The 21,727-nt window shown below is 55.7% G+C and carries 33 protein-coding genes and 1 tRNA gene; 15 read left to right on the top strand and 19 right to left on the bottom strand.

The features are described from left to right. Positions 1-38: 38 nt before the first annotated feature. The 12 genes from OR601_RS06295 to OR601_RS06240 all read right to left on the bottom strand — a co-directional run bounded on the left by OR601_RS06295 (position 39) and on the right by OR601_RS06240 (position 5,255). Positions 39-476, bottom strand: coding sequence for a DUF3310 domain-containing protein (locus OR601_RS06295; RefSeq protein WP_265591390.1), 438 nt, complete (start codon positions 474-476; stop codon positions 39-41). 3 nt (positions 477-479) lie between these two features. Next, positions 480-1,625 (bottom strand): tyrosine-type recombinase/integrase, encoded by a 1,146-nt coding sequence (locus OR601_RS06290; RefSeq protein WP_265591389.1) that lies wholly within the window; start codon positions 1,623-1,625, stop codon positions 480-482. Further along, positions 1,625-1,894: a hypothetical protein gene (locus OR601_RS06285; RefSeq protein ID WP_265591388.1), complete on the bottom strand. Its 270-nt coding sequence runs from the start codon at positions 1,892-1,894 to the stop codon at positions 1,625-1,627. Before OR601_RS06285 ends, OR601_RS06290 begins: the two co-directional genes overlap by 1 nt. Then, positions 1,878-2,717 carry a P-loop NTPase family protein gene (locus OR601_RS06280; RefSeq protein ID WP_265591387.1) on the bottom strand — a complete coding sequence of 280 codons (840 nt, stop codon included), beginning with the start codon at positions 2,715-2,717 and terminating at the stop codon, positions 1,878-1,880. The genes OR601_RS06285 and OR601_RS06280 overlap by 17 nt, the downstream gene beginning before the upstream one ends. Continuing rightward, positions 2,686-3,447, bottom strand: coding sequence for a conserved phage C-terminal domain-containing protein (locus tag OR601_RS06275; RefSeq protein WP_265591386.1), 762 nt, complete (start codon positions 3,445-3,447; stop codon positions 2,686-2,688). The genes OR601_RS06280 and OR601_RS06275 overlap by 32 nt, the downstream gene beginning before the upstream one ends. Continuing rightward, positions 3,440-3,673 (bottom strand): hypothetical protein, encoded by a 234-nt coding sequence (locus OR601_RS06270; protein ID WP_265591385.1) that lies wholly within the window; start codon positions 3,671-3,673, stop codon positions 3,440-3,442. The genes OR601_RS06275 and OR601_RS06270 overlap by 8 nt, the downstream gene beginning before the upstream one ends. After that, positions 3,658-4,002 carry a hypothetical protein gene (locus tag OR601_RS06265; protein WP_265591384.1) on the bottom strand — a complete coding sequence of 115 codons (345 nt, stop codon included), beginning with the start codon at positions 4,000-4,002 and terminating at the stop codon, positions 3,658-3,660. Before OR601_RS06265 ends, OR601_RS06270 begins: the two co-directional genes overlap by 16 nt. Then, positions 3,989-4,258: a hypothetical protein gene (locus OR601_RS06260; RefSeq protein ID WP_265591383.1), complete on the bottom strand. Its 270-nt coding sequence runs from the start codon at positions 4,256-4,258 to the stop codon at positions 3,989-3,991. Before OR601_RS06260 ends, OR601_RS06265 begins: the two co-directional genes overlap by 14 nt. Then, positions 4,255-4,506 carry a hypothetical protein gene (locus tag OR601_RS06255; RefSeq protein ID WP_168896715.1) on the bottom strand — a complete coding sequence of 84 codons (252 nt, stop codon included), beginning with the start codon at positions 4,504-4,506 and terminating at the stop codon, positions 4,255-4,257. Before OR601_RS06255 ends, OR601_RS06260 begins: the two co-directional genes overlap by 4 nt. A 63-nt stretch (positions 4,507-4,569) precedes the next feature. Continuing rightward, on the bottom strand, positions 4,570-4,758 hold the full coding sequence (locus OR601_RS06250; RefSeq protein WP_168896714.1) for a hypothetical protein: 189 nt from the start codon (positions 4,756-4,758) through the stop codon (positions 4,570-4,572). Between the two features lie 51 nt (positions 4,759-4,809). After that, complete coding sequence (locus OR601_RS06245) at positions 4,810-5,055, bottom strand: hypothetical protein (RefSeq protein ID WP_168896713.1); 246 nt, start codon at positions 5,053-5,055, stop codon at positions 4,810-4,812. Positions 5,056-5,057: 2 nt separating this feature from the next. Beyond that, positions 5,058-5,255 carry a helix-turn-helix domain-containing protein gene (locus OR601_RS06240; RefSeq protein WP_265591382.1) on the bottom strand — a complete coding sequence of 66 codons (198 nt, stop codon included), beginning with the start codon at positions 5,253-5,255 and terminating at the stop codon, positions 5,058-5,060. Between the two features lie 79 nt (positions 5,256-5,334). Between OR601_RS06240 and OR601_RS06235 the strand changes: the two genes are divergently transcribed. Next, complete coding sequence (locus OR601_RS06235; RefSeq protein ID WP_168896711.1) at positions 5,335-5,541, top strand: KTSC domain-containing protein; 207 nt, start codon at positions 5,335-5,337, stop codon at positions 5,539-5,541. On the opposite strand, the gene OR601_RS08705 is transcribed toward OR601_RS06235, so the two are convergent. The 5 genes from OR601_RS08705 to OR601_RS08700 form a co-directional block, all read right to left on the bottom strand. Beyond that, positions 5,538-5,738 carry a BC1881 family protein gene (locus OR601_RS08705; protein WP_369945524.1) on the bottom strand — a complete coding sequence of 67 codons (201 nt, stop codon included), beginning with the start codon at positions 5,736-5,738 and terminating at the stop codon, positions 5,538-5,540. The genes OR601_RS06235 and OR601_RS08705 overlap by 4 nt on opposite strands. A gap of 105 nt (positions 5,739-5,843) precedes the next feature. Continuing rightward, positions 5,844-6,188, bottom strand: coding sequence for a hypothetical protein (locus OR601_RS06230; RefSeq protein WP_265591381.1), 345 nt, complete (start codon positions 6,186-6,188; stop codon positions 5,844-5,846). Beyond that, positions 6,185-6,940 carry a phage antirepressor KilAC domain-containing protein gene (locus OR601_RS06225; RefSeq protein ID WP_265591380.1) on the bottom strand — a complete coding sequence of 252 codons (756 nt, stop codon included), beginning with the start codon at positions 6,938-6,940 and terminating at the stop codon, positions 6,185-6,187. Before OR601_RS06225 ends, OR601_RS06230 begins: the two co-directional genes overlap by 4 nt. A gap of 42 nt (positions 6,941-6,982) precedes the next feature. Next, positions 6,983-7,279 (bottom strand): hypothetical protein, encoded by a 297-nt coding sequence (locus OR601_RS06220; protein WP_168896707.1) that lies wholly within the window; start codon positions 7,277-7,279, stop codon positions 6,983-6,985. A 24-nt stretch (positions 7,280-7,303) separates the two neighbouring features. After that, complete coding sequence (locus OR601_RS08700; RefSeq protein ID WP_369945521.1) at positions 7,304-7,516, bottom strand: helix-turn-helix domain-containing protein; 213 nt, start codon at positions 7,514-7,516, stop codon at positions 7,304-7,306. 128 nt (positions 7,517-7,644) lie between these two features. Here OR601_RS08700 and OR601_RS06215 point away from each other — a divergent pair, with 128 nt between their 5' ends. From OR601_RS06215 to OR601_RS06175, 9 genes are all read left to right on the top strand, one after another. Continuing rightward, entirely contained in the window at positions 7,645-8,292 is a 648-nt protein-coding gene (locus OR601_RS06215; RefSeq protein ID WP_265591379.1) for a LexA family protein, read from the top strand. A 54-nt stretch (positions 8,293-8,346) separates the two neighbouring features. Beyond that, positions 8,347-9,438 (top strand): exonuclease domain-containing protein, encoded by a 1,092-nt coding sequence (locus OR601_RS06210; protein ID WP_265591378.1) that lies wholly within the window; start codon positions 8,347-8,349, stop codon positions 9,436-9,438. 36 nt (positions 9,439-9,474) lie between these two features. Then, entirely contained in the window at positions 9,475-9,657 is a 183-nt protein-coding gene (locus OR601_RS06205) for a hypothetical protein (protein ID WP_265591377.1), read from the top strand. Between the two features lie 100 nt (positions 9,658-9,757). Further along, the gene (locus OR601_RS06200) at positions 9,758-10,654 is read left to right on the top strand and encodes an LAPAL motif-containing putative phage structural protein (protein ID WP_265591376.1); all 897 of its coding nucleotides are present in this window, start codon (positions 9,758-9,760) and stop codon (positions 10,652-10,654) included. A gap of 385 nt (positions 10,655-11,039) precedes the next feature. Then, the gene (locus tag OR601_RS06195) at positions 11,040-11,933 is read left to right on the top strand and encodes an Abi family protein (RefSeq protein WP_265591375.1); all 894 of its coding nucleotides are present in this window, start codon (positions 11,040-11,042) and stop codon (positions 11,931-11,933) included. Positions 11,934-12,071: 138 nt separating this feature from the next. After that, positions 12,072-12,245 carry a type II toxin-antitoxin system HicA family toxin gene (locus OR601_RS06190; RefSeq protein WP_168896700.1) on the top strand — a complete coding sequence of 58 codons (174 nt, stop codon included), beginning with the start codon at positions 12,072-12,074 and terminating at the stop codon, positions 12,243-12,245. A gap of 45 nt (positions 12,246-12,290) precedes the next feature. Next, on the top strand, positions 12,291-12,701 hold the full coding sequence (locus tag OR601_RS06185) for a helix-turn-helix domain-containing protein (RefSeq protein ID WP_265591374.1): 411 nt from the start codon (positions 12,291-12,293) through the stop codon (positions 12,699-12,701). A 14-nt stretch (positions 12,702-12,715) separates the two neighbouring features. Then, a complete protein-coding gene (locus OR601_RS06180; RefSeq protein WP_265591373.1) occupies positions 12,716-13,834 on the top strand; it encodes a tyrosine-type recombinase/integrase in 1,119 nt (372 codons plus the stop codon). A 648-nt stretch (positions 13,835-14,482) separates the two neighbouring features. After that, entirely contained in the window at positions 14,483-15,457 is a 975-nt protein-coding gene (locus OR601_RS06175; RefSeq protein WP_265591372.1) for a helix-turn-helix transcriptional regulator, read from the top strand. A 105-nt stretch (positions 15,458-15,562) separates the two neighbouring features. On the opposite strand, the gene OR601_RS06170 is transcribed toward OR601_RS06175, so the two are convergent. Next, entirely contained in the window at positions 15,563-16,210 is a 648-nt protein-coding gene (locus tag OR601_RS06170; RefSeq protein ID WP_323373092.1) for a B3/B4 domain-containing protein, read from the bottom strand. A 572-nt stretch (positions 16,211-16,782) separates the two neighbouring features. Between OR601_RS06170 and infC the strand changes: the two genes are divergently transcribed. The 3 genes from infC to rplT all read left to right on the top strand — a co-directional run bounded on the left by infC (position 16,783) and on the right by rplT (position 18,028). After that, positions 16,783-17,382 (top strand): translation initiation factor IF-3, encoded by a 600-nt coding sequence (infC, locus tag OR601_RS06165; protein ID WP_265591370.1) that lies wholly within the window; start codon positions 16,783-16,785, stop codon positions 17,380-17,382. A 1-nt stretch (position 17,383) separates the two neighbouring features. Next, positions 17,384-17,578 carry a 50S ribosomal protein L35 gene (gene rpmI / locus OR601_RS06160; protein ID WP_136013029.1) on the top strand — a complete coding sequence of 65 codons (195 nt, stop codon included), beginning with the start codon at positions 17,384-17,386 and terminating at the stop codon, positions 17,576-17,578. A gap of 90 nt (positions 17,579-17,668) precedes the next feature. Beyond that, positions 17,669-18,028, top strand: coding sequence for a 50S ribosomal protein L20 (rplT, locus tag OR601_RS06155; RefSeq protein ID WP_136013030.1), 360 nt, complete (start codon positions 17,669-17,671; stop codon positions 18,026-18,028). 824 nt (positions 18,029-18,852) lie between these two features. On the opposite strand, the gene OR601_RS06150 is transcribed toward rplT, so the two are convergent. Beyond that, positions 18,853-20,025, bottom strand: a complete 1,173-nt coding sequence (locus tag OR601_RS06150) for a glycosyltransferase family 4 protein (RefSeq protein WP_265591369.1) — start codon at positions 20,023-20,025, stop codon at positions 18,853-18,855. Positions 20,026-20,504: 479 nt separating this feature from the next. On the opposite strand from OR601_RS06150, the gene OR601_RS06145 reads away from it, so the two are divergent. Both OR601_RS06145 and OR601_RS06140 read left to right on the top strand, forming a co-directional pair. Beyond that, positions 20,505-20,580: transfer RNA gene (locus tag OR601_RS06145), tRNA-Ala, on the top strand. A 71-nt stretch (positions 20,581-20,651) separates the two neighbouring features. Next, positions 20,652-21,593 carry a radical SAM protein gene (locus OR601_RS06140; protein ID WP_265591368.1) on the top strand — a complete coding sequence of 314 codons (942 nt, stop codon included), beginning with the start codon at positions 20,652-20,654 and terminating at the stop codon, positions 21,591-21,593. The last annotated feature ends 134 nt before the right edge of the window (positions 21,594-21,727 follow it).

Raw genomic sequence — 21,727 nt, 5'->3', positions numbered from 1 at the left:
CGTCCTCCCAAGAGCGGGCGCATATCCAACGCCAGGCCTCACCGGGAATTGCCATGGCCAACCACCGCCTTAAGGCGAGAGAGGCACTCGATTGCCTTGTCGATGTCTTCAATCTGGCGATCTTTGTCCTCATATTTGCTGGGCCAACGCCAGACATACTTCATCGCACACCCATACCAATAGCCGACCTGCTCTTCATGGGAGAGCATGGCGCCCATCACTTGGTCGCAGCGAAGACCTCCTCGCTCATAGTGGGAAGGATTGCGTGCTGGCGAGCTGGCCATATCAACGTCAAGCAGGCAGCTCCATTGCAGCCGGTAAAAGAAGGGACTGCCTTCTGTATCCTTGTCCTTGATCCACAGGCTTGCGGCCTCAGCATCTTTGAATGCCATGGCAGGCCAGACCTCGACCTGCTCGCCTTCATCGACCTCGCGCCTGCAGGCGCTCACGATCCAGATCCGTTCTTTCTCTTCCATAGTTCATCCTCTTCTCATTTGTTCATAGGCATCCGACGCCATGGATGCCAGCTGGGCGCCGCGCCCCGGTATCACATGGCCGTAGATACGCAGCGTGATGGCAACGTCGGCGTGGCCCATCTGCTCGCTCACGCTCTTAGGATCTGCCCCTGCCATAAGCAGAGTGGTGGCATAGGTGTGGCGCAGGCTATGAAACGTCAGGGAAGGATCCAAGCCCAAGCGAACCTTGAGCGTCCGAAACCACCCTGAGAGCTCGGAAGGGCGCATCCAGGAGCCATCCTCTGAGATCAACGGGGCTGCGGGATCTCCTGTTTGCCAGGAACGCACTTTGTCGAAGTCCATAGGCGTCATCGCCACGTTGCGCTGGGATTTGGCGCTTTTGGGGCTGGGCTTTCTCCAAATGCCGTCGATCTCGACCACTGTGCCGCCCACATGGATCTCTTGGGTGAGAGGCCGCAGGTCTGCTTCTCTCAAGGCGCAGACCTCGCCCACACGAAGGCCGGTTCTGAGCGCCAGCCACACCCCTCGGCTAAAATCCATCTCAGCTGGATCCTCTGATGCCATGGCAGTTTGCAGGGCATCCTCCAGCAGCTTCAAGTCGTGCCCTGAGAGCGATCGGGCTTCTCGGCGCTCAGGCGTGATGGAGGTGGAGAGAGTCACCGGATTGGTGTCGATAACCCCAATCTTCAGCAGCCACTTGAAGACCCCAGAGAGCATCTCGCGCACTCCAAGCACGGTACCTACCGATAGGGGAGCACCTCCCTCGCCACCGTGCTCCAAAAGGTCGTCCTGGAGCGCCTCGATGTCTTGAGGGCTTACGCTGGGCGCCAGCCGGGAACCCAAGCGGGGATTCACGTAGCGCTTGGCATAGAGCCGGTAAGTCCTCAAGGTGTGAGGGCTGGCTTTGGCCTTCTCCAGGTTGGAGATGCGCTCGGCCAACACGTCGCGCATCCGTTGGCTTTTCACATGGCCATGGGCGGTGAGATCGTCCGCCCAGGCCTTGGCCAAGGCTTGGGCCTGCTTGCGATCTCTGGCCTCCGGGAACCGCCGATAAGGGCGTATTCGCCTGCCGTTGGGAGAGGTGCCCAGGTAGACCCTGGCGCTCCAGATGCCGTCCGGCTCGAGGGTGAGGGTGGGTTTCGGCGCCATCAGCCCCACTTCCCCAAGCAGGCCTCGACCATGATGGCGAGCTCGTCTCGAGTAAGGTCGTCGAACTTCTCACAAGCCCAGAGGGTCAGGCAGATATTGTCTTTGGCCTGAGAGAGCTGCTGGCTCTTCTCCGCGAGGGCGCAGGAAAGTTCATCTGCCTTGTCGTACCAGGCATCCCTGTCTCGCCAAGCCTCGGCGGCTTCCTGGCGAGCGTCGACGAGCTGATCCTTGAGGGTTCGGCAAAGCTCGGCATTAGTCCCCTGCCACATGGGCATCACCTGCCAGTCGGTGGTCGTATCCTTGCATCTGCTTGCGGTCGCACATGGAACACAGGCGGCTCACCAGGGATTTGGCAGTCTTTGCCTCGCCCTCCTCGGAGAGTCGAGCGAGAAGGTCTGAAGGGCCGTACTGGCTGGTGACCACCAGGGGCAATCGGGAAGAGTAGCGGGCATCAATCACCGCAAAGATCTGGGAGACGGCCCAAGCCGTGGGCTTTGCCTTGCCCAGGTCATCCAGGATAAGCAGGGCGCACTCTTTGAAGCCTGCAAGGGCTGCCTCGTCTGTTGAGCCTTTGCCAAAGCGGCTTCCGGCTGCCGCCAGGATGTCTTCCTCGGTGATGCAGCGCACCTTGGCCATGGTTACCTCCACGCGAGAGAGTCCTTGGCCCACTGAGATGGTTCGCTGGTCCATGTAAGCCATGGCAGCCCCCATGGCTGCCCTGGTCTTGCCCAGACCTACATCTCCGATAAGCCAGGTGCCTTGACCTCGCATGGCTGCGTTGCAGATGGAAAGGGCGCCAGGGTCGTAGCGACTTCCCGTTGCGGCGTGCAAGCTGGGATTTCTCAGCTCGACGTACCAACGTTCAGGAATCCCTGCCTTGCGATAACGGCGGAGTCTAGCCTCTTCCAGCTCAGCAGCTATGGCACGTTCCTCTTCGGCCTTGCGAACTTTGTCGTGGGCCTGGGCATCTGGGCAGTCGCAAGGCGCCCAAAAGCCGTACTGACCACGGGTTACCCGGGCTAATTCCCTGCCACAGAAGGGACAAAGGGGAGCTTGGTGCTTAGTAGGCGACGAGGCTGATTCCTGCGTCATAGGCGGCTGCATCGGCATGGCTTACACCTCCTGGGCTCATCTTTGCGGCATTGAGGTAGCCCTCGCATTTGGGGCCAAACAGGGTCTCTGGGCGCAGGTAGACCCGCATTCGCTGGTCGCGGAGCCATAGGTGGCATTGGTTTTCGACCACCTGGATAAGATCGGCTTCGCTGTAGCCCTCGCGCAATCGGGCAGCGATGGGCCGCAGGGCCTTCTTGCTTCTCGATCTGAAGCTCTGGTGGGTAAGGTCGTTGAGCCGAGAGATGACGTTGTCTGCAACGGCTTTGACAGCTTCGTCGAATTGGTCGAGATCGTCCGGCTCGCCGGACAATATCTCTTCTCCTCTCATCTCATCTCTACTCATCTCAGCATTCGCACTACCCATAATGGGTTGTGAATCAGACCCATTATGGGTGTCCAAAATGGGTTTCTCATCTGACCCTTGCTGGATGTGCTGGGAGTCGGCTTCATCGTCCTTTGCAGGCTGGCGAGAGGGTTTCTTGTTTGCCCATTGGCGATTGGCGGCGTCTTGGCCTTTACGGCTGCGCTCTGCGCTCATGGCCACACGATCGCGGCAACAGACCCAGGCCATGTACCAGGGCTCGTCGGTATCAGGCTCGGTGCCGTCCATGCCGTATTGCACCAGGGCGAAGATGAATGCTTTTTGCTGCTCAGGCGGCAGGTGGCAGGATGCCTCCCACATATCGCCTTGAATAGCGACCTTACTCATAGTCATCCTCAATCTCTAAGACTGGATCCACGGTGTCGACCCAGGCGAAAAACGCTGTGGCGGCTCCAGCGAAGCTCTGGTAGCTTCCTAGCAAGCGCCGGTTGAAGCAGTGGTAAGTGTTGTCCCAGGAGCGCACGTCATAGACGTCATGGGTCCCTAAACGGCGTACCAGATGGAACCCATGAGAGGTCAGAAGCGTTCCTGGGGGCTTCAGTTGCCCTGACATGAGGGGAACAGGGGATGGTCTGCCAGAGCGTGCTTCATGGCATCGGAAGCCACTCTCAGCGCCCAGGTATCTGTTTGGGAGAAGATATAGGTGAGTGCCTCGGCTCCATAGATCATGTCGTCAGAGGCCGCTGCTGCAAAGCAAGCGGCACTGTTGGCTCCCAACAGGTCTCCATCTTCAATGGCCTTGATAAGCGCCTCGGCTTGCTCGACGAGGTTAAAGGCAGCCTCTTCTATGGCAGCCTTTTGGCTGTTGATGGCTGTGGTGAACATGCCAGCATCTTCGGTGGCGTAAAACTCTTCTGACATGGGCTTGTTAGCGGTTTCCATGGGTCTCCTTCTTATGAGGGTGCTTTCTCAGACGATCGTCCAGGGTGTCTAGGCAACCGGCCATCTCTCGCAGTGCAGGTCCGTCGTAGGATTGGCAAGCCGAGCAGCTGTCGCAGAGGACCGCTAGGTATGCCAAGCGCATGGCTTGCATGTGGACCAGGTCTGCAAGGTCGCGAGGGTGGATCTTGAGCTTTGACAGGGAACGCTCTTTTGCAAGACGACCTGCCACGTCTTTGGAGTGTTTTCTGGGCGTCATGCAAGACCTGCTTTCCGGCGATAGCGCCTGATTCCGCCGAGCACATGGATCACGAAATCGCGCTTGGACAGGCAGTCCCCGTAGGTGCCGAAGTAGATCAGCGGCTCCTTGCAGAGCTCGCGCAGTTGCGCGACGGTCAGAAGCTGCAGCTCCTCTTCGGATACGTCGTCGCCAAAGCGAGCACGATCGAAGATCTCCTGGCGCAGCTTCGCCTTTTTAACGCTGGTAGAATGGTCAATAGGGGTCATCTATGACCCTCCTTTCTTTGGGGCATCCGTCTGGCTTTCCAGGGCACATAGGCGGATGCTCTTTTAGTCGTGATCCCACCATTGGCGTGCAGCTTCAGTGGCGGCGATGGCATCGGCGCTCTGGGTGACGGGCGCCTGAGAGGGCACATTCAGCGGAGGATCCGGCAGCCAGTCGGCGACAACCCAAGCGATGAGGCAGAGGGCCATGAGGGCCGCGAAGACGTCCATGGCGGTGAGTTTGCTCAGTGTCATAAGACACCTCCTTAGACGATCTAAGAGACGAGGAGAAACAGCCTTCGATGCTCAACGCACCTCGCGAGCAGGATTGCTTCGCATGTAGGCATCCAGGTCGGTGCGAGCGATGAGGACACGACGGGTACGGGCCACATGGTTTTCTGGATGCAAGGAGTTGACCACCGTCTCATAGGTGTCGATAAGTCCAAGGTTGATAAGCTCGCGGATGTTTTCTGGGCGGCTGCGTACATATTGGGCAGCCTCGGTGATGTTCAGCCACTCACGAGGCACGGGGCCGAGCACTTTAGCGGTCATGGCTACTCCTCTTCAAACAGTTCTGTGATCTTGCAGCTAAGAGCCTTGGCGATCTGCTCTAGGCGCCTCAAAGAAAGCCCCTCGGCTCCTTTGTCTGTGGTCCAGACCCAGACGGTGTTCTCGTCCACCTCACAGCGGTGCGCTAACTCCCTCTGAGTCATGCGCCTCTCTGCCAGGCGGACCTTCAAAAGCGACTTCATGCTCAACTCCTAGTGTCTCTAGCTAATGTCCTATGCAATATCTGGTAGTATCTAAATAAAAATTAGATAGGAGGTTGCAATGCAGATGATTCCTGTCGCTTCGACGGCCATCGCAGCAATCGGCTACGAAGTTGGCTCGCTCTATGTCGCATTTCGCCAGGGAGGTACCTATCGGTATTTCGGCGTGCCAGAAAACATTGCGAGCCAGTTCTTCTATGCCGCTTCGAAAGGACGGTTTTATCGGCAGTTCATCCAAGGGAAGTGGCCGTCGATTCGCATTCGCTAATCCAGGACGATCAGCACCTTCGCCGGCCCAGGAACGGTAAGCGTCGCTCTCTCCTCTGGGGCCACGTCCAGAGTGATGACGCTGTCTCTGTTCTGGAGCTCATGGACCAGGTATGAGGTGTACGGGACATCGACGCCTATTTCCGGTTGAGGCTCTAATGAAGGGCAAGCTCCTTCTAAACAGGTCTTTTGGGTCATGGGAGGTCTCCTAACTTGAGTTATGAGAGGAGGTGAGAAGGATGGCGGTTCATCACGGTGGTAAGACGGGGGCGGCTGCAAAGAAGCTCGCAACCAAAAGCACGCTTAAGCCTCAAAAGAGCAAGGCGGGGAAGACCTTGGCAGATCACAAGGCACGCAAGCACTGACGCTCTTGATCGCCTGGTGAAGCCCGATGGCGAGTCCTTGCACAAGGCACTCGTCATCGGCTTCTTCCATGCGTCCGAGGCGCATCAGGAGGCCATGGATCACCTCATGGATCAGCACCTCGGTGGCCTCGTCTTCCAAAAGCCCCTGATAAATGCGGATGGTGCGATCATCGGGGCAGATTAGTCCGTCCAAGGCATCCTCGCGAGAGACCGTCTCTACGTACTGGACCCTATAGGGGATGCCGAGAAGATCTACCTGGGAGATCCGGGTTCGCGGGCTCATGAGGCGTCCTTGCAGTAGCGCGTGATGAAGTAGGACTGGCCTTTGCCGGTGACTTTGGGAGTGCGGTTGATGGTGACGTGGCCGTCGGAATGGGTGACGGCAGTCTCTTTGATGCGGAAGAGGCCCATCTCCATGGCACGTTGGGTGGGCACGTTGCGGTTGGAGCCGCACTTCCCCAGGTAGCCTTCTTCACGGAGAAGGTCGAAGAGGCGGTTCTGCCCGATCTCGACGCCGTTCTGGCGCATCATCTTGGCCAGCTCTCCCACCAGGCATGTGCCGTCGCTGGCAGCCACGGCATCGGCGAAAAGGGCTTTGGGCTCCAGCTCTGCGATGCGGGCATCCTTGCGCTTGAGGGCGTCGTTGGCGATGAGGAGGGCGCGGGCCATGGTCTCTTCTGGAGTCTCCTCTGTTGCCGCCACCATGTAGCCTCCGCGACGACGGATGGAGGGCAGGACCTCCTCATAGATCCATGCCTCAAAGCGCTCGGCGGCGGGAAGTTTGGAATGAGAAATGAGGCGGTAGAGATCCGGTTCGGTGATGAACACGGCCTCCTGGGTACGGCCCAGCGCGTCCACGATGGGGTGGCGAAACGACACCCCACGGCAGTGGCGCTTAATTGCGTTCGTGGGATCGGAATATCCCAGCGCTACTGCAGAATCCTTGGCGCAAAAGCGGGTGTTTCCATCCGAGTCGATCATGGTGCGGATATTCGCGCCTAACGCTTCGTTTGAATGGGTCTGGATGTCTTGCATGGTTCACCTTCTTTGCAGCTGAGATAGTCGGGTGGCCAGGTACTACTCGCCGAGAAATTCGCCGATAGCGTCGTCGAGCATGGAGAGGTAGAGTGCCTTGGCGCTTTCTTTAGAACCGAGGTCTTTGGGAATGCCTTGACGAGCCGCAACGGTGATGAGGTAGATGGCTTCTACAAAGCCGTTCTTGTAGCCAGAAGCGAACGCCTGGGCAGCAGCGGCCTTGCGCTTGGCCTTTTTGCTGTCATCTTTAGGCGTGGCACGAGTTTCGATGTGGCTGATGGCGCCGACGACGTGGTCAGCGAAACCTTCTAGCTCTTTGATTTCGACCTTTTTTGACATGTGGTTCTCCTTAAGTCGTGTTTGTTAGTCGGTGGTTTGATCTGACTCTCGCTTGAGCAGGTACTCGATTGGTCGCCCGTACAAGTCATGGAGCCGTTCGAGGTTTTCGGATCGGATTGAGCCGGATCCCTTCTCCCATTCCATGTATGTGTTTGTGGAAACACCGATACGGAATGCTGCCTCGGCAAGCGTCCAACCTCGGCGTGCTCGTTCTGCAGCAAGATTTGCGCGTCGCATATGCACCTCTTATATACCAAAACGGTTTCAATTCAATTGAGACTATATACCGAAATGGATTAGCTGTAAACCACTTTGGTATGAAAAAATCTCACTTAAGTTGTATTCAGTTCAGGAGGCGCATTGAGATGGCCGAGATTAGGCAGAGGCTTTCTGAGGCTCGTGCACTTAAGGGTTGGAGCCAAGAAAAGCTGGCAGATGCCTATGGCGTTCAGCAGGCAACGATCCAGAGATATGAGTCTGGTGCTCGAAAAATCAGGGCCGACGAGATAAAGACGCTAGCCGACCTTTTGGGAGTATCAGTGCCATTCCTGATGGGCGTCTCTGATGATCCAACTCCGATAGAAGTCCTGAATGACGATGAAGCAGAGATCCCTGTCTACGGGTCCATAGCTGCTGGTATCCCTATAGAGATGATTCCTGTCGATGAGCTTGTGAGTGTCCCTGGTGGCGTAAAGCGCCATTGGCCGAAGGCCTTTTTCTTACGAGTCAGAGGTACGTCCATGAATCGCATACTGCCTGACGGCTGTCTTGCCCTCATAGACCCATGCAACGAGGTGGACTACCCAGGGCAGCCTTATGCAGTGTGTGTCAACGGATTTGATGCGACTGTCAAGCGGGTTAACGTTTTAGCAAACGGCTTCGAGCTGTCGCCTGACTCCACCGATCCAACCTACAAGCCGAAGATCTACGACTATGGCGAGGATGGTACTGAGGAAATAACCATCATCGGGCGTGTGGTCTGGTTTATGCCCACCTATAACTGGAAGTTCTGAGTTTTCTAACGAGCGTTGGAACGTAAAGCTTCGATAGATGAAGGAAGAATTCATATGTCGTATGGCTCAAGCCAGTTTCCTATAGAAAAGTATCCAACTTCATATGTCGTATTCGACCTCGAGACCACAGGGCTGTCTTGCGAGAGTGACGGCATTCTCCAGATCGGCGCTATTCGCATTGTTGATGGGTTGGAAGAACAGTCGTTTGCAACCTATGTGGACACTGACGTGCCGTTATCTCCAGAAGCGCAAAGAGTCAATGGGATTACTCGGTCGATGGTCTCCGGTAGCCCAAAAACCGACGAAGCGATTCGTCGGTTCATAGACTTTGTGGGCGATTTTCCCATTGTCGGATACAATTCCGACAGCTTCGATGTACCCATGCTCCAAAGCAATGCAAGGAGACATGGCGTCAAGCTTCCCGAATGGAAAGCGTTCGATTGTATGAGTGTCGCAAAATCAATGTTTGGATATCGCAGGAAGCTTAAAGATCTTTGTCATGACTATGGCATTTCCCCCGGCGGCCACGATGCCCTGGCGGACGCCCGTGCGACTTGGCTCTGTTTAGAGGCAATGAGAAAGAACATCATTGCAACGACCGAGAGAGCTGCTGTGTTTGGAACTCCGCATGATGGTCCCCTTACCGGTTGCTCGATAGTCTTCACTGGGCGGTTCCAGTCACCCAGTGTGCATGACCTTATGATGCAGGCTCACCAACTTGGTGCAGCGCTCCAAGATCGAGTTACTCTCAAGACCACGCACCTGGTCGTGCTTGATAACCCCGGAGATTCGAAAATCAAGAAGGCCCAGGAGTATAAGAGTCGCACCAACGTCGAAATCGTCCCCTACGATGACTATGCGGAAAACATGGTCAGAGGCCTGGGCAGGCAGCAGCCATTCAAGGTGGTGCATCAGGATATGCTGGAGCTGCCTACCAATGAAGCCGCTGGCTCAACCGGCGGTTCTGCGAGCCATAGCAAAGGGTCATTGGGAGATGCTGCTGGGGAGAGTACAAACATTTGGCCATTGGTAAAGATTGTACTAATTGTTGCTCTGGTAGCGCTTGCCATCTATGCATTGGTGACATGGTGGCCGATTATTGTGGCAATCTTGATCGTGCTTGCTCTTCTATTCGGTAAAAAATGATCGACTCCTTCGCTGGTCGTGAGCTACAGCGCCCTCATGCGACGATGGTATTCCACGGGCCGCACCCTCGTGCTCTCTCCCGACTCCTTCGATGCCGACATCGAGGACATCGTGCTTCGTTGGGAGGACGGCCCCATCCGAGTCCTGGGCACAGTGTTTCACTTCCAAGCTCCCGACGACTGGGAAGAGTGGATCCGCCTCCAAGACCTAACTACATAGCCTTTCACCTCGTAGGCTGTGGCGACCGGGTATGGGAGCCTAGTTGGAGGGGACACACAATCGGTAGAATGGTCTCATTAATGTGGATGGAAGGAGGCCTATGGATATCGTGCGTCGCGGCCTGACGGTCTCATTTAAATTCAACGGTGAGTTCGATGGAGTGGATGCCGTCAACTTTTCAAAGGCAATCATCGACTATTCAAACCTCATCAAGATCGCATCGGCTCACGCTATGCCCGGCATCGAGGTCAATACTGTCATCAAGAGTGTTGATGACGGGTGTCTTGACGCGATGCTCGGGGTAGTTGTCAGTCTTGGCCAGCTTCTTGCTGGGTCGAGCGTGGAAGTGGTGTCGCTTCTCAATAGCTCTGTACAACTGGCCCTCTCAGGCCTCAAACTTCGCCAGGAACTCTCCGAGCGGGGAGGGGCCAAGGAAGCGAAGCAGCAGGGTGACTCCGTCAACATATCCACAGGCGACGGATCTACAGTGATCACGACAATCAACCAATACAACTTTTGTTCTGATCCGATAGCCCAGAAGTCAATGAGGAGAATGGTGGAGGCAGTGGACCAGTGCGAGGGGGTCACCGGAATGAGAGTATCTGTGCCTGATGCTAAGGACGATCCTTTTGTCATGGAGAGGGGAGAGTTTAGCGGATTCGAAGACGCGAACCTGCCACCTCTTACCTCCGATTTAGAGGAGGTGTGTGACCGCACGCTGTTTCTTATCAGCCCAGTCTATGAAAAGAATAGGCGCGAATGGCAGTTCTCCGACCTCAATGGATTAAACTTCCTTGCCAAGATGGACGATCAAGAGTTCTTGGACAGGGTGATCGCACGAGATCCAACCGTTGACTGCGGACCAGGCTCCATCTACCACGTCAGGATGCGGTCTGTTGCCAGGCGTGGACCAAAAGGAATCCAAACGGCATCGACGGTAGAGCACGTATATTCGACGAAGCCAGCCTCTGACGAGCGAACGCTCCCCATTGATTGAGACATGTTCCAATGGCCTCCAATGTTAAGTGATTAATCACCCGCAAAATTACCGAGACTGGCTTAAGGGACGTGTTCTCGTGTTTTTTGATTTCGGAATACAAATGGGAGCGGGAATTGCAGAATCACTATTGATGCCAATTGGTCCGATGCCCAGTTTTTGTCCTTTGGACACCATCATTGATCTGTGCACTACGCTTAAGTGCACAGATCATAGTGTTTACGTAGCCCATTCGGTGATATATCTCGGATTGTTATAAATAATAATTCTCTTGTAGGATAGACTGTCATCACGGATCTGGTGTCAGCACTTCGTTCGGCTGACATCTGGAAAGGGGTGCGCGCCTTCGGGTACGGCCCCTTTCTTGTTGTCGAAAAGGATTGTTATGGGAGATGTCCACCCCTTTACGACCATAGAAGAGCAAATTGCTAAACTGGAAGACCGAGGGATGGTCGTATCTGATAAAGAAATGGCCAAGAGATTCTTGCTCAGCAACAATTATTACCGAGTGGTCAATGGATATAAGGAATTGTTCTTAGATAGAGGCCGGAGTACTAGAGGTCATGAAATCTATGTCCAAGGATGCACTTTTGAGCAGCTAACTACTCTTTATAACTTTGATCGAGAGCTTCGCAATAGAACCTTAGATGCAATTCTGGTAGTGGAAAGCCGCTTGAAAACAGCTACTGTTCATGCTTTCTGTTATAGCCACAGGGGAGTAGAAGACTACTTAGATCAAAGTAATTACAGAACAGTAGATCAATACCCGCAGGGTAGAGATTATCAAAAGAATTTAGGTAAATTAATACATTCTTTAGAGACCGCAAAAGACAACAGAAGGAAAGACTATATAAAGCACTATATGAATAGGGAGCACGGTGTTCCCCTTTGGGTGGTTAGCGGTTGTCTTACATTTGGTGTCATGTCAAATTTTTATAACCTTATGACCACTGCAGATCAGATTAGAACTGCACAGTATCTATCAGAAGCTGTTGGCAAAAGGGTTTTGCAAAAGAAGGTAAGCAGAGTCTATGAAACTGCCAACAACTTTAGAAACACCTGTGCTCATGGAGAAAGACTATTCTGTGCCAGGTTTGGCAGAAATAAAGACGTTAGATACGCAGAGTTATGTCAAAAATTGAAGCTCGTGATGACGGATGGAGAATATCAGGGACTAATAGTTAATCAGATAGATCAAGTACTTGGCAGGCTCTCCTCTGATTCTGGGTTGAAAACAAAAGTGATGAAGATAATGGGAATTCTGGACAAACCAATTTAAAACAGCGTTTTTAAAATGACTCCCTATGAATACTTTGTTCAACCTAACGCAATGCCTTTTCAAACTAAAATACCTCCTTTCTAGTATTGACAACGACAATAGACAGTGTCAATATATAGACATGGAAAGGAGGTACGGATGGCCAAGCAAAGAGAGATCATCCGCAAGCTTGAGGCGGCCGGGTTCGTCTACATCGGCCAAAGAGGCCACCTCAAGTTTCGCAAGGGAAACGTCACCGTGATGGTTCCGGCTCACAAGGACATCGGTGAGGGACTTGCGAATAGGATCCTCAGACAAGCCGGGCTCCGCTAGGGGCCCGGCCCTCGGGCCGTCCGTTATCAATAGAAAGGAGCCACTATGGCTACCCTTACATGCGAGTTTGAAATGGTTCATGAGGAAGGCCGCTGTGTCTGCTATGCCTTTGGGCTCGGTGCCGGCACTGAAGGCCTAAGCCGTGCCGACGCCGTCGCCATGTGCGTGGACTACGTGCGCGGCTATGCCCAGGACTTCCTTATGCGCGATGAGCCTATGCCCAGCCTTCCTCTTGGAAATGAGCCAAGACAGGGCGGCTCCATCCTGGTGGTGTCGGTGGATACCTCTTTGGCAGACGTGCCGGCTATGTCTTCCGCCGAGGCAGCCAGGGCACTGGGTCTCTCTCGTCAGCGCGTGGCCCAGCTTTGCGATGCTGGGCTGCTTGAATCCTGGCGAGTAGGCGCCACCAGGATGGTGTCTGTGGCGTCGGTGGAGGCTCGTAAGAGCGATCGGTAAAAGAGGCGGGTGCCATGGCCAAGCGGAAAACCAATTATCGGAAGATGGGCAACATTCAGTGGTCTGACGATGGCAAGAGCTGCAAAATCAGAGTGTCGCGTGGCTATAGGAGCGACGGCAAGCGTCGCGTGCTTACCAAGACACTGCACAACGTGACAAGCGATGAGGCAGAGGCAGAAGTTGTGCGCATGGCCAAGCAGCTCGGTGCATCAGACTTCACCGGCGACTCGATGACCCTTTCGACCTACTACTGGTCCTTCTTTAGGGATGCGCCAAGCAATCGAGGAAAGCCCAGGGCTCCAACCACCCTCAAGGGCTATGACTATGTAATGAAAGCCTATGTTCTGCCTAAGATCGGCGGCTTACGGCTCGACCGCATCACCCATGACAAAGCTGCAGCCATCATTCGCGAGTCGGCATCTCCCAGGCAATGTAAGGCGGTGCTCCGCACCGTGCTCAGGGCCGCCTATGATGACGGCTATCTCACAGAGAAGCCGCTCGAGCGCCGAGTCAACGTAGTCCAAAAGCACAAAGAGCCTATCCAGCCATGGGATGCCCACGAGATCATCCAGGCGATGGACGTGCTCGACGATGCGCCCATTGAGGTGCAAGCCTATTTCTGCCTAGGACTCTCGACGTTGTCCAAGAGCGAGGCTATGGGCGCCCGTCCCTGCGACCTCTCGGTCACACGTCTTTACGACTTCATGACCGGAAAAGAGACTGAGACCATGACTGTCACTGTGCGCTGCACTTTCAATGAGGTCAATGGTTTTAGGGATGAGATGAAGAACGATCACCGAGCGAGGTCTGTGCCCGTCTTTAGCCCCTGTCGCCAGCGTCTTATGGAGATCGCCAAGCAGTGTGACCCTCAAGAGCGTATGGTCAACGTCACCGAGTGGAAGCTTAACAAGCGGTGGAAAGACTGGATCGCCCGCAATGGATTGCGACCTGTTCCGCCAGGAACGCTTAGGCACACATCCGACACGCTTGCATTGGATGCAGGCGTAGCGCCTGATCTTGTGGACAAGATGCATGGACGATCCGAGCATACGAGCACTTATCGAAACTACTACCGCCCGGCACTCTCAGCTATGGAGCAGGCATCGAAGAGGATAGGAGAGTCGTTGCATTAACGTGCAGACACAAGGGTTCGCAAGATGGTAGGAAAATGGGCTAAAACTGGGAGTATTTCTATACATCGTTATTGAGAATGCGCAGGTAACAAGCCAATATGCCTGCACCTAATGCCAACTCAAAAACCTCTGAGCTCGCGCTCATGTGAGTTCGAATCTCACCTCGGGCACCAGGAAAACATGCAGGTCATCGCCAAGTTTGGCGGTGGCCTGTTTTCTTATTTGATTATGCAAAATCGGCTGAAGCGCCGCACTGGGTCGCAAGGCATTTGTGAAGGTGCGCGAAGTGCATCAACTATGAAAAATTCACGCCATAAGAGGCGTGGCTGCAATGGGCAACGCGTGTGCCCATTGCCGATAATGCTCTAATAACGCGAATAGGAGCATTTGGGGCATCTCCACCACAGCTTATTAGTGAGGATATGGAGAATAGGGCGAATAGGTAGGGGCTATAGTTCCCCAACCAGGTCATCTACCTGCGCCTAGCAACCAACGGGCGCCTGAAATAAGTCCAAAATGAAGCCGCCGGTTGGTAGAATGAGCACCCTTGCACCTGCATAGTGAAGCCAGCGTTCTTCCCCAGATGGCCTGTGCACAGCCCAGGCCGGAAGCATGTGCACTGCTCGTCCAACCTCTGAAAGGCACATTATGAGCTTTCGTACCAACCTCTCCTACCTGCGCATGAGCCGATCCATGACCCAAGAGCAACTGGCCATGTTGTTGGGGGTTTCTCGGCAGTCGGTGACCAAGTGGGAGTCCGGCAAGTCTACGCCTGAGATGGACAAGCTCTTAAAGCTCTGCGAGATCTTCTCATGCACCTTGGATGAGCTGGTTTGCGGCGATCTTTCCGGCCGAGAAACCCAGCCCTCCCAACCCGAGGCCTTAGAGCCTGCAGACCTTTGCGGCTACGATGAGGAGCGCACCGGCTTTGCCTGGAGCATCTCGCTGGGCGTGGGCTGCTTCATTCTGGGGCCGGCGCTGCTGTGCCTGATCCAATCCGCTGGCGATGTATTGGGAATAGCCGCCAAAACCTCTGAGACAGCGGGTGCCATAGGGCTGCTCGCACTGGTGGCAGTGGGCTTGGCGCTCATCATTCCTGCAAGCATGAGGCATGCCGCCTTTGTGAAGGATCATCCCTACATCGAAGACTTCTACACGGCTCAAGAGCGCGAGCAATGTCAAGAGAGCTTCATTCGCCACCTGGTGGGAGGCATCTTGCTCATCTTGGCAGGGGTGGGCATCTGCATACTCATCGAGAGTCTCCTGGCCAAAGACACGCTAGGTGCGGGTTTGCTGTTGGGCTGCGTGGCTCTAGGAGTATGGTCCATCATCTACGGCTCGATGCTCAGGGGCGGTATGGATATCGATTCCTACAACTCCCAATCGGCGGAGTTTGCAGAAATCCCTGTGGCCAACGATGGTGGCCTCACGCCCAAAGGCCGCCGCGATCGCATCGCCGGAGGTCTCTGCGGCGCCATCATGCTCATCGCCACCATCGCAGGGCTGGTCATGCTCTTCGTACCGGGCTATGCAACCCCCTATTTCTGGTTGGCCTGGCCTATCGGCGGCCTGCTGTGCGGAGTGGCCAGCAATCTCACTTCAGCCTTTGTGGCAGAAGGCTGAGGTGTCCAGAGCCCATCGGGTTTCAGAGGAGCGCCTGCGGGAATGAAGCCTCCCACAGGCGCTCTCCAGCGTTGCAACTCATCAAAGGCAGGAACCCATCTCGGGCTATTCAACTAGGGTGAGCCGGGGCTTCTCGGCAGTGAGGATGTCTTGAGCGGTCACTGTGCCCCCAAGGAACTCGCCAATCAAGGACCCTAGGTCGGCCAAGGCTGCTTCGAGATCCTGGGAGCGTGCCGGATCCACGTTCTCGATGACTAGAAAGGCGTCGTGGGAGTCGTCGGTGAGGGCGGTGCGCTGGCCGTCTCTCCAGTTGAGGCATCGGCATACCGCGCCCGCGTCGTCTCGATAGCACACCTCACCCGCCAGCGTGGGATCCTCAGCATCTTCGCCTAGGGGCAAAAATGCGTCGCCGCCCTCTGTGACGCCTAAACGCAGATCGCCCACGAAGGCGTTGACGTCCTCGCCGCCCACCGGGAAGGCGTGGCGCAGGCTCACGATGTTGTACAGATCCACCGAAGGCGTGATGGGCTCCACCGGCTTGTCTTTGAGCACGCGGCGAAAGAGGTTCTCCACCGAGCAGCGGGCCCCACGCTTGGTCTTGAACTTCTTATAGGCGTCGCGCCATACCTTGATGGGCGCATTCTCAGAGAGGGCAGGCGAGTCCAGGTGGCGTGTTGCCTGGGTGTTTGCCTGGCTCAACAGCGTGGCGATACGCGCGCGGTCTTCCTGGCTCACCTCGTGGGCCGACTTCATGTCGCGCACGACTATACATCCTACTGAGGCTTCTGGAAAAAGATCCCAAAATGATGGTTCGATCACAAAAGACTGCATGACGCACTCCCTTCTCGGCCTGCAAAGACCGAGTTCGACGGTTGTCCCAATCTCGCTCGGCCGGCTGCAGCCACCCTAAGAGTGCCGGCGTCTCGACCTAGTCCTAGAATACCATGGAGTATCTTGCTAAAAACCTTTGCCTTGCCGAGAAGCTCGCATCTTCCCAGGCGGTATCATCTTCCTCGTCCCTGGGCATCCAGCGCCAAAAGCTGTGGAGATTCTTTGTGTCGTCCAAAGGTTGTAGCCCTTGGGGTGGCGGATCTTCTCGGCATGCAGTAGTATTTGTCACTGCGCAGAAACCTCTGCAGCTAAGTGGGACCTTGCGTCCCCACCTGATCGGCGCCTTTAGGCTGCTGGCTGGTTCTTACAAACGCATCTTTCGCCCTTTATGGGCTCACAAGATTTGTCTGTGGACCGGCGGCGCCCCTGTGGAGCCTCCGGTTTTTCTATGCGTCGATGTGGTGCCTCGCATCCTCGCGACGTAGTGACAGGCGATGCAAATCGCCCAGAAAGGTAGGTGTTTTAACATAGCCAAGAACGATGGACCTCTCATCAATGGCCAAATCAACGCCCGTACCTGCCGTCTCATTGGCGTCGATGGCTCGCAGCTCGGCCTCTTTGGCATTCGCGATGCCCAGCGCATCGCAGACGAGCAAAACCTCGACCTGGTAGAGATCGCTCCCAATGCCGAGCCCCCCGTATGCAAGGTGATGGACTACGGCAAGTACAAGTACGAGCAGGCTATCAAACAAAAGGCCGCTCGCAAGAACCAGCAAAAGGTCGAGATCAAAGAGATGAAGTTCCGTCCCAAGATCGACACCGGCGACTATGAGACCAAAAAAGGTCACGTGCTGCGTTTCCTCAAGAAGGGCGCGCGCGTAAAAATCACCATCATGTTCCGCGGTCGCGAGATGGCGCATCCCGAGCAGGGTCTCAACGTGCTCGAGCGCCTCGCCGACGACCTCAAGCCCTATGCCACCGTAGAGTCTCAGCCCAAGATGGAAGGCCGCAACATGCACATGCTGGTTGCTCCCATCAAGGGCGCCTTCGACGAGAAGACCCCCGAAGACTCCCAGGATAAGAAGGAGAACTAGTATGCCTAAGATGAAGACCCACAAGGGCACCGCCAAGCGCTTCCGTCGCACCGGCACCGGCAAGATCATGCACGCCAAGGCCTTCAAGAGCCACATCCTCACCAAGAAGTCGCCCAAGCGTATCCGCAGCTTCCGCAAAGAGGAGCTCCTGGAGCCCTGCGACGCCAAGGTCGTCTCCCAGCGCATGGGCAAGTAGCTCGCGCTTTTCCCGTCCCACTCATGTCTTTGACCGCGTTGCGTGGTCCTTTGCGCCGCATCTTGCGGCCCCTGTTAGGAGTTGATTTTCATGGCACGAGTCAAGCGCGCCGTTAACGCCAAAAAGCGTCGTCACACTCTTCAAGAGCGCACCAAGGGCTACTACGGCACTTCTTCGCGCACCCTGCGCGGCATGAAGGAGCAGAGCCGCCACTCCATGCAGTACCAGTACCGCGATCGTCGCAACAAGAAGCGCGACATCCGCAAGCTCTGGATCCAGCGCATCAACGCCGCTGCCCGCATGAACGAGCTCAACTACTCCAACTTCATGCACGGCTTGAAGCTCGCCGGCATCGAGCTGGACCGCAAGGTGCTCGCCCAGATCGCCTACGAGGACGAGGCCACCTTCGCCCAGCTGGCCGAGGTCGCCAAGAAGGCCCTGGCCCAGTAACCTCGCATTGCCAATCGGCCCTGCATCTCTTTGGGTGCAGGGCCGTTTTTTATGCCGAGAAACCCTGCCGCCCAAGGTTGGAGCATATTTCGGCTTAAGGGACCCGGACAGAAAGTGCGCTATCCAATGCAGTAGTGCCCCAGCTAAAGGCTGCAGAATCGCCCCAGCTAAAGGCTGCAGAATCGGGCCGTTACATCCTAGTGGTAGGAGGGCTCGATGAAAAAGGTGGTCTGTGAGGCCTGCAGGACCAAGATGCAGAAGAGAGACAACGCTGGGGCCTACTAAGTACATTTCCTCCGTACATTTCCTCCAGCAGGCGCCTACTAAGTACAATTTAATATGAAACCAACTTTGTGAGCTTGGGTGATGTAATACTTAAATAAAATAAGACGCAGATTTTGGGCGAAATCGGCCTACTAAGTACTTAGTAGGCGCGAAATGGTACTTAGTAGGCATGAAGCGGCGCCCAGTCCAAACCTCATCTGTCCTGCGTTCCCATCTCACAGGCAGGTCTGCTTTTGAACTTCCGTTATTTAGCCGGGGTTTTGCAGTGTGAAAGCGGCCCTGCTTTCACACTGCCCCTCTTCTAGCCGCAAAGAGCACTTGTAAATCATGAAGGTAAATTTGGCCTACAGGTTAGGGGCGTTGAGGCAGGTCTGACGCAGGCCACCATCCCTTATCACCGCACGCTATCTGTCCTATAGGCCCATCTGTCTTGCCCGACGGCCATGGAAGAGGTGGGGTCTATCCCTTCCATCTTCAAACCTCTTCGCTGCGCGAAGAACTCGCTGGGCAAGATAGGCCTCGCCCCTTCAATAATCTTGCTAGGAATCCATGTGCTGGCGATGGGCCTCTTCTTTGAAGCTGGGGTCGTCGGGCCCAATGAGCTCGTCGTTGCCCTGATCGTCATAATGGTGAAGCAGCACCGGCTGGAAAAGCTTGAGCTTGATCACAAAGACGGCAGACATGGCCACCAACAGGCAAAAGACCACGATGCGGGGACCTACTTCCACCTGGGTCATGATGACGGCGCCTAGGCAGAGGGCAGCGGTCCAGAGGTAGATGAGGACTACCGCCTGACGCTGGTCGAAGCCTTCGGCGATGAGGCGGTGGTGGATGTGGCCGCGATCGGCTTGGCCCACAGAGATATGGGCGCGCTTGCGCCGGACGATGGCTGAGAAGGTATCGATAATGGGGATACCGGCGAGCACCAAAGGCAAAAGCAGGGTGGTGATGCCGGCTACGCGCGTGACCGAGAGCAGTGAGATGCATCCTAGAGTAAAGCCCAGCAAAAGCGAGCCGGAATCACCCATGAAGATGCAGGCGGGGGAGAAGTTGTAACGCAAAAAGCCCAGGGTGGCACCACACAGGGCCAACGCGAAGGTGGCAGCGTCAACCCGCCCGCAGAGCACGGACAAGATGAACATGGTGAAGCTGGAAATACAAGTGATGCCTGCCGCAAGCCCATCTAAGCCATCGATAAGGTTGACGATGTTGGCGAAGGCTACCAGGTAGATGACGGTGACCGGGTAGGCCAGAGGGCCCAAGGCAATCTCAGGGCCGCCAAAGGGGTTCACGATGTCGCCAATCAAAAGGCCGCTGGCGGCAGCGATGGTGGCTGCCAGGATTTGACCAACAAGCTTGGGGAGAGGCCTGAGGGATTTCGCGTCATCCACCAGGCCTACCGCAAAGATGCAGATCATAGAGGCCACGATGCCATGGTAGGTGACAGACAGCTTGGGGCTAGGGATAAGCACGACGGGCCAGCTCAGGTAGGTAGTCCCAAGCCATTGCACGACAGCTGCAGCAGCCAAGCCGAGAAAGATGGAGATGCCGCCCATGCGGGGGATGGGATGCGTGTTGACGCGCCTGCGCGAGGGCACATCGATGGCGCCTGCGCGTACGGCAATCCTGCGAGCGATTGGGGTGGTGATCACGCAACCCAAAAGCGCGGCCAGAAAGACACAGGCATAGGGAAACCACGATAGTAGGGCCACCTGTGCTCCTTTCTAGGGCGCTGCTTGGGCGCGCCTGTCATTGTCTTGGAGCTCTTAGTGTACGTCAGGCGAGCTTCTTCCCCAAATGCCCCCACAGACCTTGCGAGCTCGTAAAGGCCCGCCTGGGCATCCAGATGCCGTTTTCCGCAGAAATGGTAGCGTTTGCGGTCTTCTGGAGCGTGCTCGTGACTAAAAAATAAGGGTTGGGTAAGATGAGGTTGTCGATCTTCGCGGTACAAACTGGGTGAACCGACAAGTTTTTTCAGGGAGTCCGCATCTCGATCTCAGTACAGGTATCCTCCGTTGATGAGGAAGCTGGAACCGACGACGAGGACACCCACCTGTGAGAGGTGGGTTCATTATCGTCCCGCGAGGTCGACTAGCAATTACCAGGCCAGGATGCATTCTTTTTAGCATCCTGGCCTTTTACATTGACAGCTTTGCCTGTGGTCTGCCATACTCAGCGATGCACTTCCCAAGGGGACGTAGCTCAGCTGGGAGAGCGCTGCCGTCGCATGGCAGAGGCCGAGGGTTCGATTCCCTTCGTCTCCACCACATACTTCAAGGCGCAATGCCTTTTTAAGAGGACGCTTGAGCAGAGCGTCCTTTTTTAGTTTGGAGCCCCTATGGCGCAGCTTCTCGACCCCGCTCTCTATCGCCAATGCACCCTGTGCCCTCGCAGGTGCGGCGTTGACCGCACGGCAGGTCAACGCGGTCTTTGCGGCATGACGTCCCAGCTCAAAGTGGCGCGTGCGGCACTTCATTATTGGGAGGAGCCTCCCATCTCGGGAGAGGCCGGCTCTGGAGCCATCTTCTTCTCAGGATGCCCCATGGGCTGCGTCTTTTGTCAAAACCATGAGATCAGCTCTGGTGGCTTTGGGGTTGAGATAAGCGAGGGGCGCTTGGCAGCCATAATGATCGAGCTGCAAGCCCAAGGAGCGCTCAACATCAATCTGGTTACCGCCCTTCACTTTGCACCCACGGTGGCTGCGGCAATCGCACGGGCCAAAGAGGCCGGGCTCATGCTGCCCATCCTTTGCAATAGCTCGGGTTTTGAGGATCCCCAGCTTATCTATGAGTTGGAACCCTACATCGACATCTGGCTTCCTGACTTCAAATACGCCTCAAGCCAGGTGGCTCAGCGTTTCTCGGCAGCCCCAACCTATCCCGAGGTGGCAACAGCCGCATTGCGCGCCATGCATGAAGTGACGGCTGCCAAAGGAGGGCGAGTGGAGCGCGAGGACGGCACGCTTGCTCAAGGCATTGTGGTGCGCCATCTAGTGATGCCCGGTCACGCCCAGGATTCCTGCACGGTGCTTGACCGCGTATGGGAGATTTGCGGCAACGATTGCGATCTTTCGGTCATGAACCAGTACACCCCCAACGAGCGATGTCGGGCCCGCGAGGACGAGCTGGCGCTCACAGTGAGTTCAGAAGAGTACGAACTGGTGCTCGATCATGCCGACGACCTGGGATTTGAGCGCCTGTGGTGGCAACAAGGCGGCACGGTGTCAGAGAGTTTCGTGCCCTCTTTCGACACCACGGGAGTGGAGGGCCCGGAGCTGTAGTCTCAAAAGCCTTCCGTCGGGGGACCCAACATAGATATGTTTACCTGCCGCAGACCGTTGATTTATGAACGAATCCCTCATTTACGTCTCCGAGTTTTCCAGAGATTGGGTAAAGCCCTTTTGTCCATCAGGCT

Origin of the sequence: Leptogranulimonas caecicola (genome assembly GCF_023168405.1) — a bacterium.
Classification (GTDB): Bacteria; Actinomycetota; Coriobacteriia; order Coriobacteriales; family Atopobiaceae; genus Leptogranulimonas; species Leptogranulimonas caecicola.
The sequence above is the reverse complement of the archived record's forward strand: the minus strand, read 5'-3'. Positions and strand labels throughout refer to the sequence as shown.

What these genes read in the sequence shown, in the direction of transcription:
- OR601_RS08700 (WP_369945521.1), bottom strand. Translation starts at nt 7,516, where the DNA reads ATGCGACGCGCAAATCTTGCTGCAGAACGAGCACGCCGAGGTTGGACG.
- OR601_RS06240 (WP_265591382.1), bottom strand. Translation starts at nt 5,255, where the DNA reads ATGAAGTCGCTTTTGAAGGTCCGCCTGGCAGAGAGGCGCATGACTCAG.
- OR601_RS06290 (WP_265591389.1), bottom strand. Translation starts at nt 1,625, where the DNA reads ATGGCGCCGAAACCCACCCTCACCCTCGAGCCGGACGGCATCTGGAGC.
- rpmI (WP_136013029.1), top strand. Translation starts at nt 17,384, where the DNA reads ATGCCTAAGATGAAGACCCACAAGGGCACCGCCAAGCGCTTCCGTCGC.
- OR601_RS06285 (WP_265591388.1), bottom strand. Translation starts at nt 1,894, where the DNA reads ATGTGGCAGGGGACTAATGCCGAGCTTTGCCGAACCCTCAAGGATCAG.
- OR601_RS06140 (WP_265591368.1), top strand. Translation starts at nt 20,652, where the DNA reads ATGGCGCAGCTTCTCGACCCCGCTCTCTATCGCCAATGCACCCTGTGC.
- OR601_RS06215 (WP_265591379.1), top strand. Translation starts at nt 7,645, where the DNA reads ATGGCCGAGATTAGGCAGAGGCTTTCTGAGGCTCGTGCACTTAAGGGT.
- OR601_RS06170 (WP_323373092.1), bottom strand. Translation starts at nt 16,210, where the DNA reads ATGAAGTCGGCCCACGAGGTGAGCCAGGAAGACCGCGCGCGTATCGCC.
- OR601_RS06175 (WP_265591372.1), top strand. Translation starts at nt 14,483, where the DNA reads ATGAGCTTTCGTACCAACCTCTCCTACCTGCGCATGAGCCGATCCATG.
- OR601_RS06185 (WP_265591374.1), top strand. Translation starts at nt 12,291, where the DNA reads ATGGCTACCCTTACATGCGAGTTTGAAATGGTTCATGAGGAAGGCCGC.
- OR601_RS06195 (WP_265591375.1), top strand. Translation starts at nt 11,040, where the DNA reads ATGGGAGATGTCCACCCCTTTACGACCATAGAAGAGCAAATTGCTAAA.
- OR601_RS06230 (WP_265591381.1), bottom strand. Translation starts at nt 6,188, where the DNA reads ATGAGCCCGCGAACCCGGATCTCCCAGGTAGATCTTCTCGGCATCCCC.
- OR601_RS06210 (WP_265591378.1), top strand. Translation starts at nt 8,347, where the DNA reads ATGTCGTATGGCTCAAGCCAGTTTCCTATAGAAAAGTATCCAACTTCA.
- OR601_RS06225 (WP_265591380.1), bottom strand. Translation starts at nt 6,940, where the DNA reads ATGCAAGACATCCAGACCCATTCAAACGAAGCGTTAGGCGCGAATATC.
- OR601_RS06250 (WP_168896714.1), bottom strand. Translation starts at nt 4,758, where the DNA reads ATGACACTGAGCAAACTCACCGCCATGGACGTCTTCGCGGCCCTCATG.
- OR601_RS06275 (WP_265591386.1), bottom strand. Translation starts at nt 3,447, where the DNA reads ATGAGTAAGGTCGCTATTCAAGGCGATATGTGGGAGGCATCCTGCCAC.
- OR601_RS06265 (WP_265591384.1), bottom strand. Translation starts at nt 4,002, where the DNA reads ATGGAAACCGCTAACAAGCCCATGTCAGAAGAGTTTTACGCCACCGAA.
- rplT (WP_136013030.1), top strand. Translation starts at nt 17,669, where the DNA reads ATGGCACGAGTCAAGCGCGCCGTTAACGCCAAAAAGCGTCGTCACACT.
- infC (WP_265591370.1), top strand. Translation starts at nt 16,783, where the DNA reads ATGCAAATCGCCCAGAAAGGTAGGTGTTTTAACATAGCCAAGAACGAT.
- OR601_RS06220 (WP_168896707.1), bottom strand. Translation starts at nt 7,279, where the DNA reads ATGTCAAAAAAGGTCGAAATCAAAGAGCTAGAAGGTTTCGCTGACCAC.
- OR601_RS06200 (WP_265591376.1), top strand. Translation starts at nt 9,758, where the DNA reads ATGGATATCGTGCGTCGCGGCCTGACGGTCTCATTTAAATTCAACGGT.
- OR601_RS06180 (WP_265591373.1), top strand. Translation starts at nt 12,716, where the DNA reads ATGGCCAAGCGGAAAACCAATTATCGGAAGATGGGCAACATTCAGTGG.
- OR601_RS08705 (WP_369945524.1), bottom strand. Translation starts at nt 5,738, where the DNA reads ATGACCCAAAAGACCTGTTTAGAAGGAGCTTGCCCTTCATTAGAGCCT.
- OR601_RS06260 (WP_265591383.1), bottom strand. Translation starts at nt 4,258, where the DNA reads ATGACGCCCAGAAAACACTCCAAAGACGTGGCAGGTCGTCTTGCAAAA.
- OR601_RS06280 (WP_265591387.1), bottom strand. Translation starts at nt 2,717, where the DNA reads ATGACGCAGGAATCAGCCTCGTCGCCTACTAAGCACCAAGCTCCCCTT.
- OR601_RS06295 (WP_265591390.1), bottom strand. Translation starts at nt 476, where the DNA reads ATGGAAGAGAAAGAACGGATCTGGATCGTGAGCGCCTGCAGGCGCGAG.
- OR601_RS06270 (WP_265591385.1), bottom strand. Translation starts at nt 3,673, where the DNA reads ATGTCAGGGCAACTGAAGCCCCCAGGAACGCTTCTGACCTCTCATGGG.
- OR601_RS06205 (WP_265591377.1), top strand. Translation starts at nt 9,475, where the DNA reads ATGCGACGATGGTATTCCACGGGCCGCACCCTCGTGCTCTCTCCCGAC.
- OR601_RS06255 (WP_168896715.1), bottom strand. Translation starts at nt 4,506, where the DNA reads ATGACCCCTATTGACCATTCTACCAGCGTTAAAAAGGCGAAGCTGCGC.
- OR601_RS06245 (WP_168896713.1), bottom strand. Translation starts at nt 5,055, where the DNA reads ATGACCGCTAAAGTGCTCGGCCCCGTGCCTCGTGAGTGGCTGAACATC.
- OR601_RS06235 (WP_168896711.1), top strand. Translation starts at nt 5,335, where the DNA reads ATGCAGATGATTCCTGTCGCTTCGACGGCCATCGCAGCAATCGGCTAC.
- OR601_RS06190 (WP_168896700.1), top strand. Translation starts at nt 12,072, where the DNA reads ATGGCCAAGCAAAGAGAGATCATCCGCAAGCTTGAGGCGGCCGGGTTC.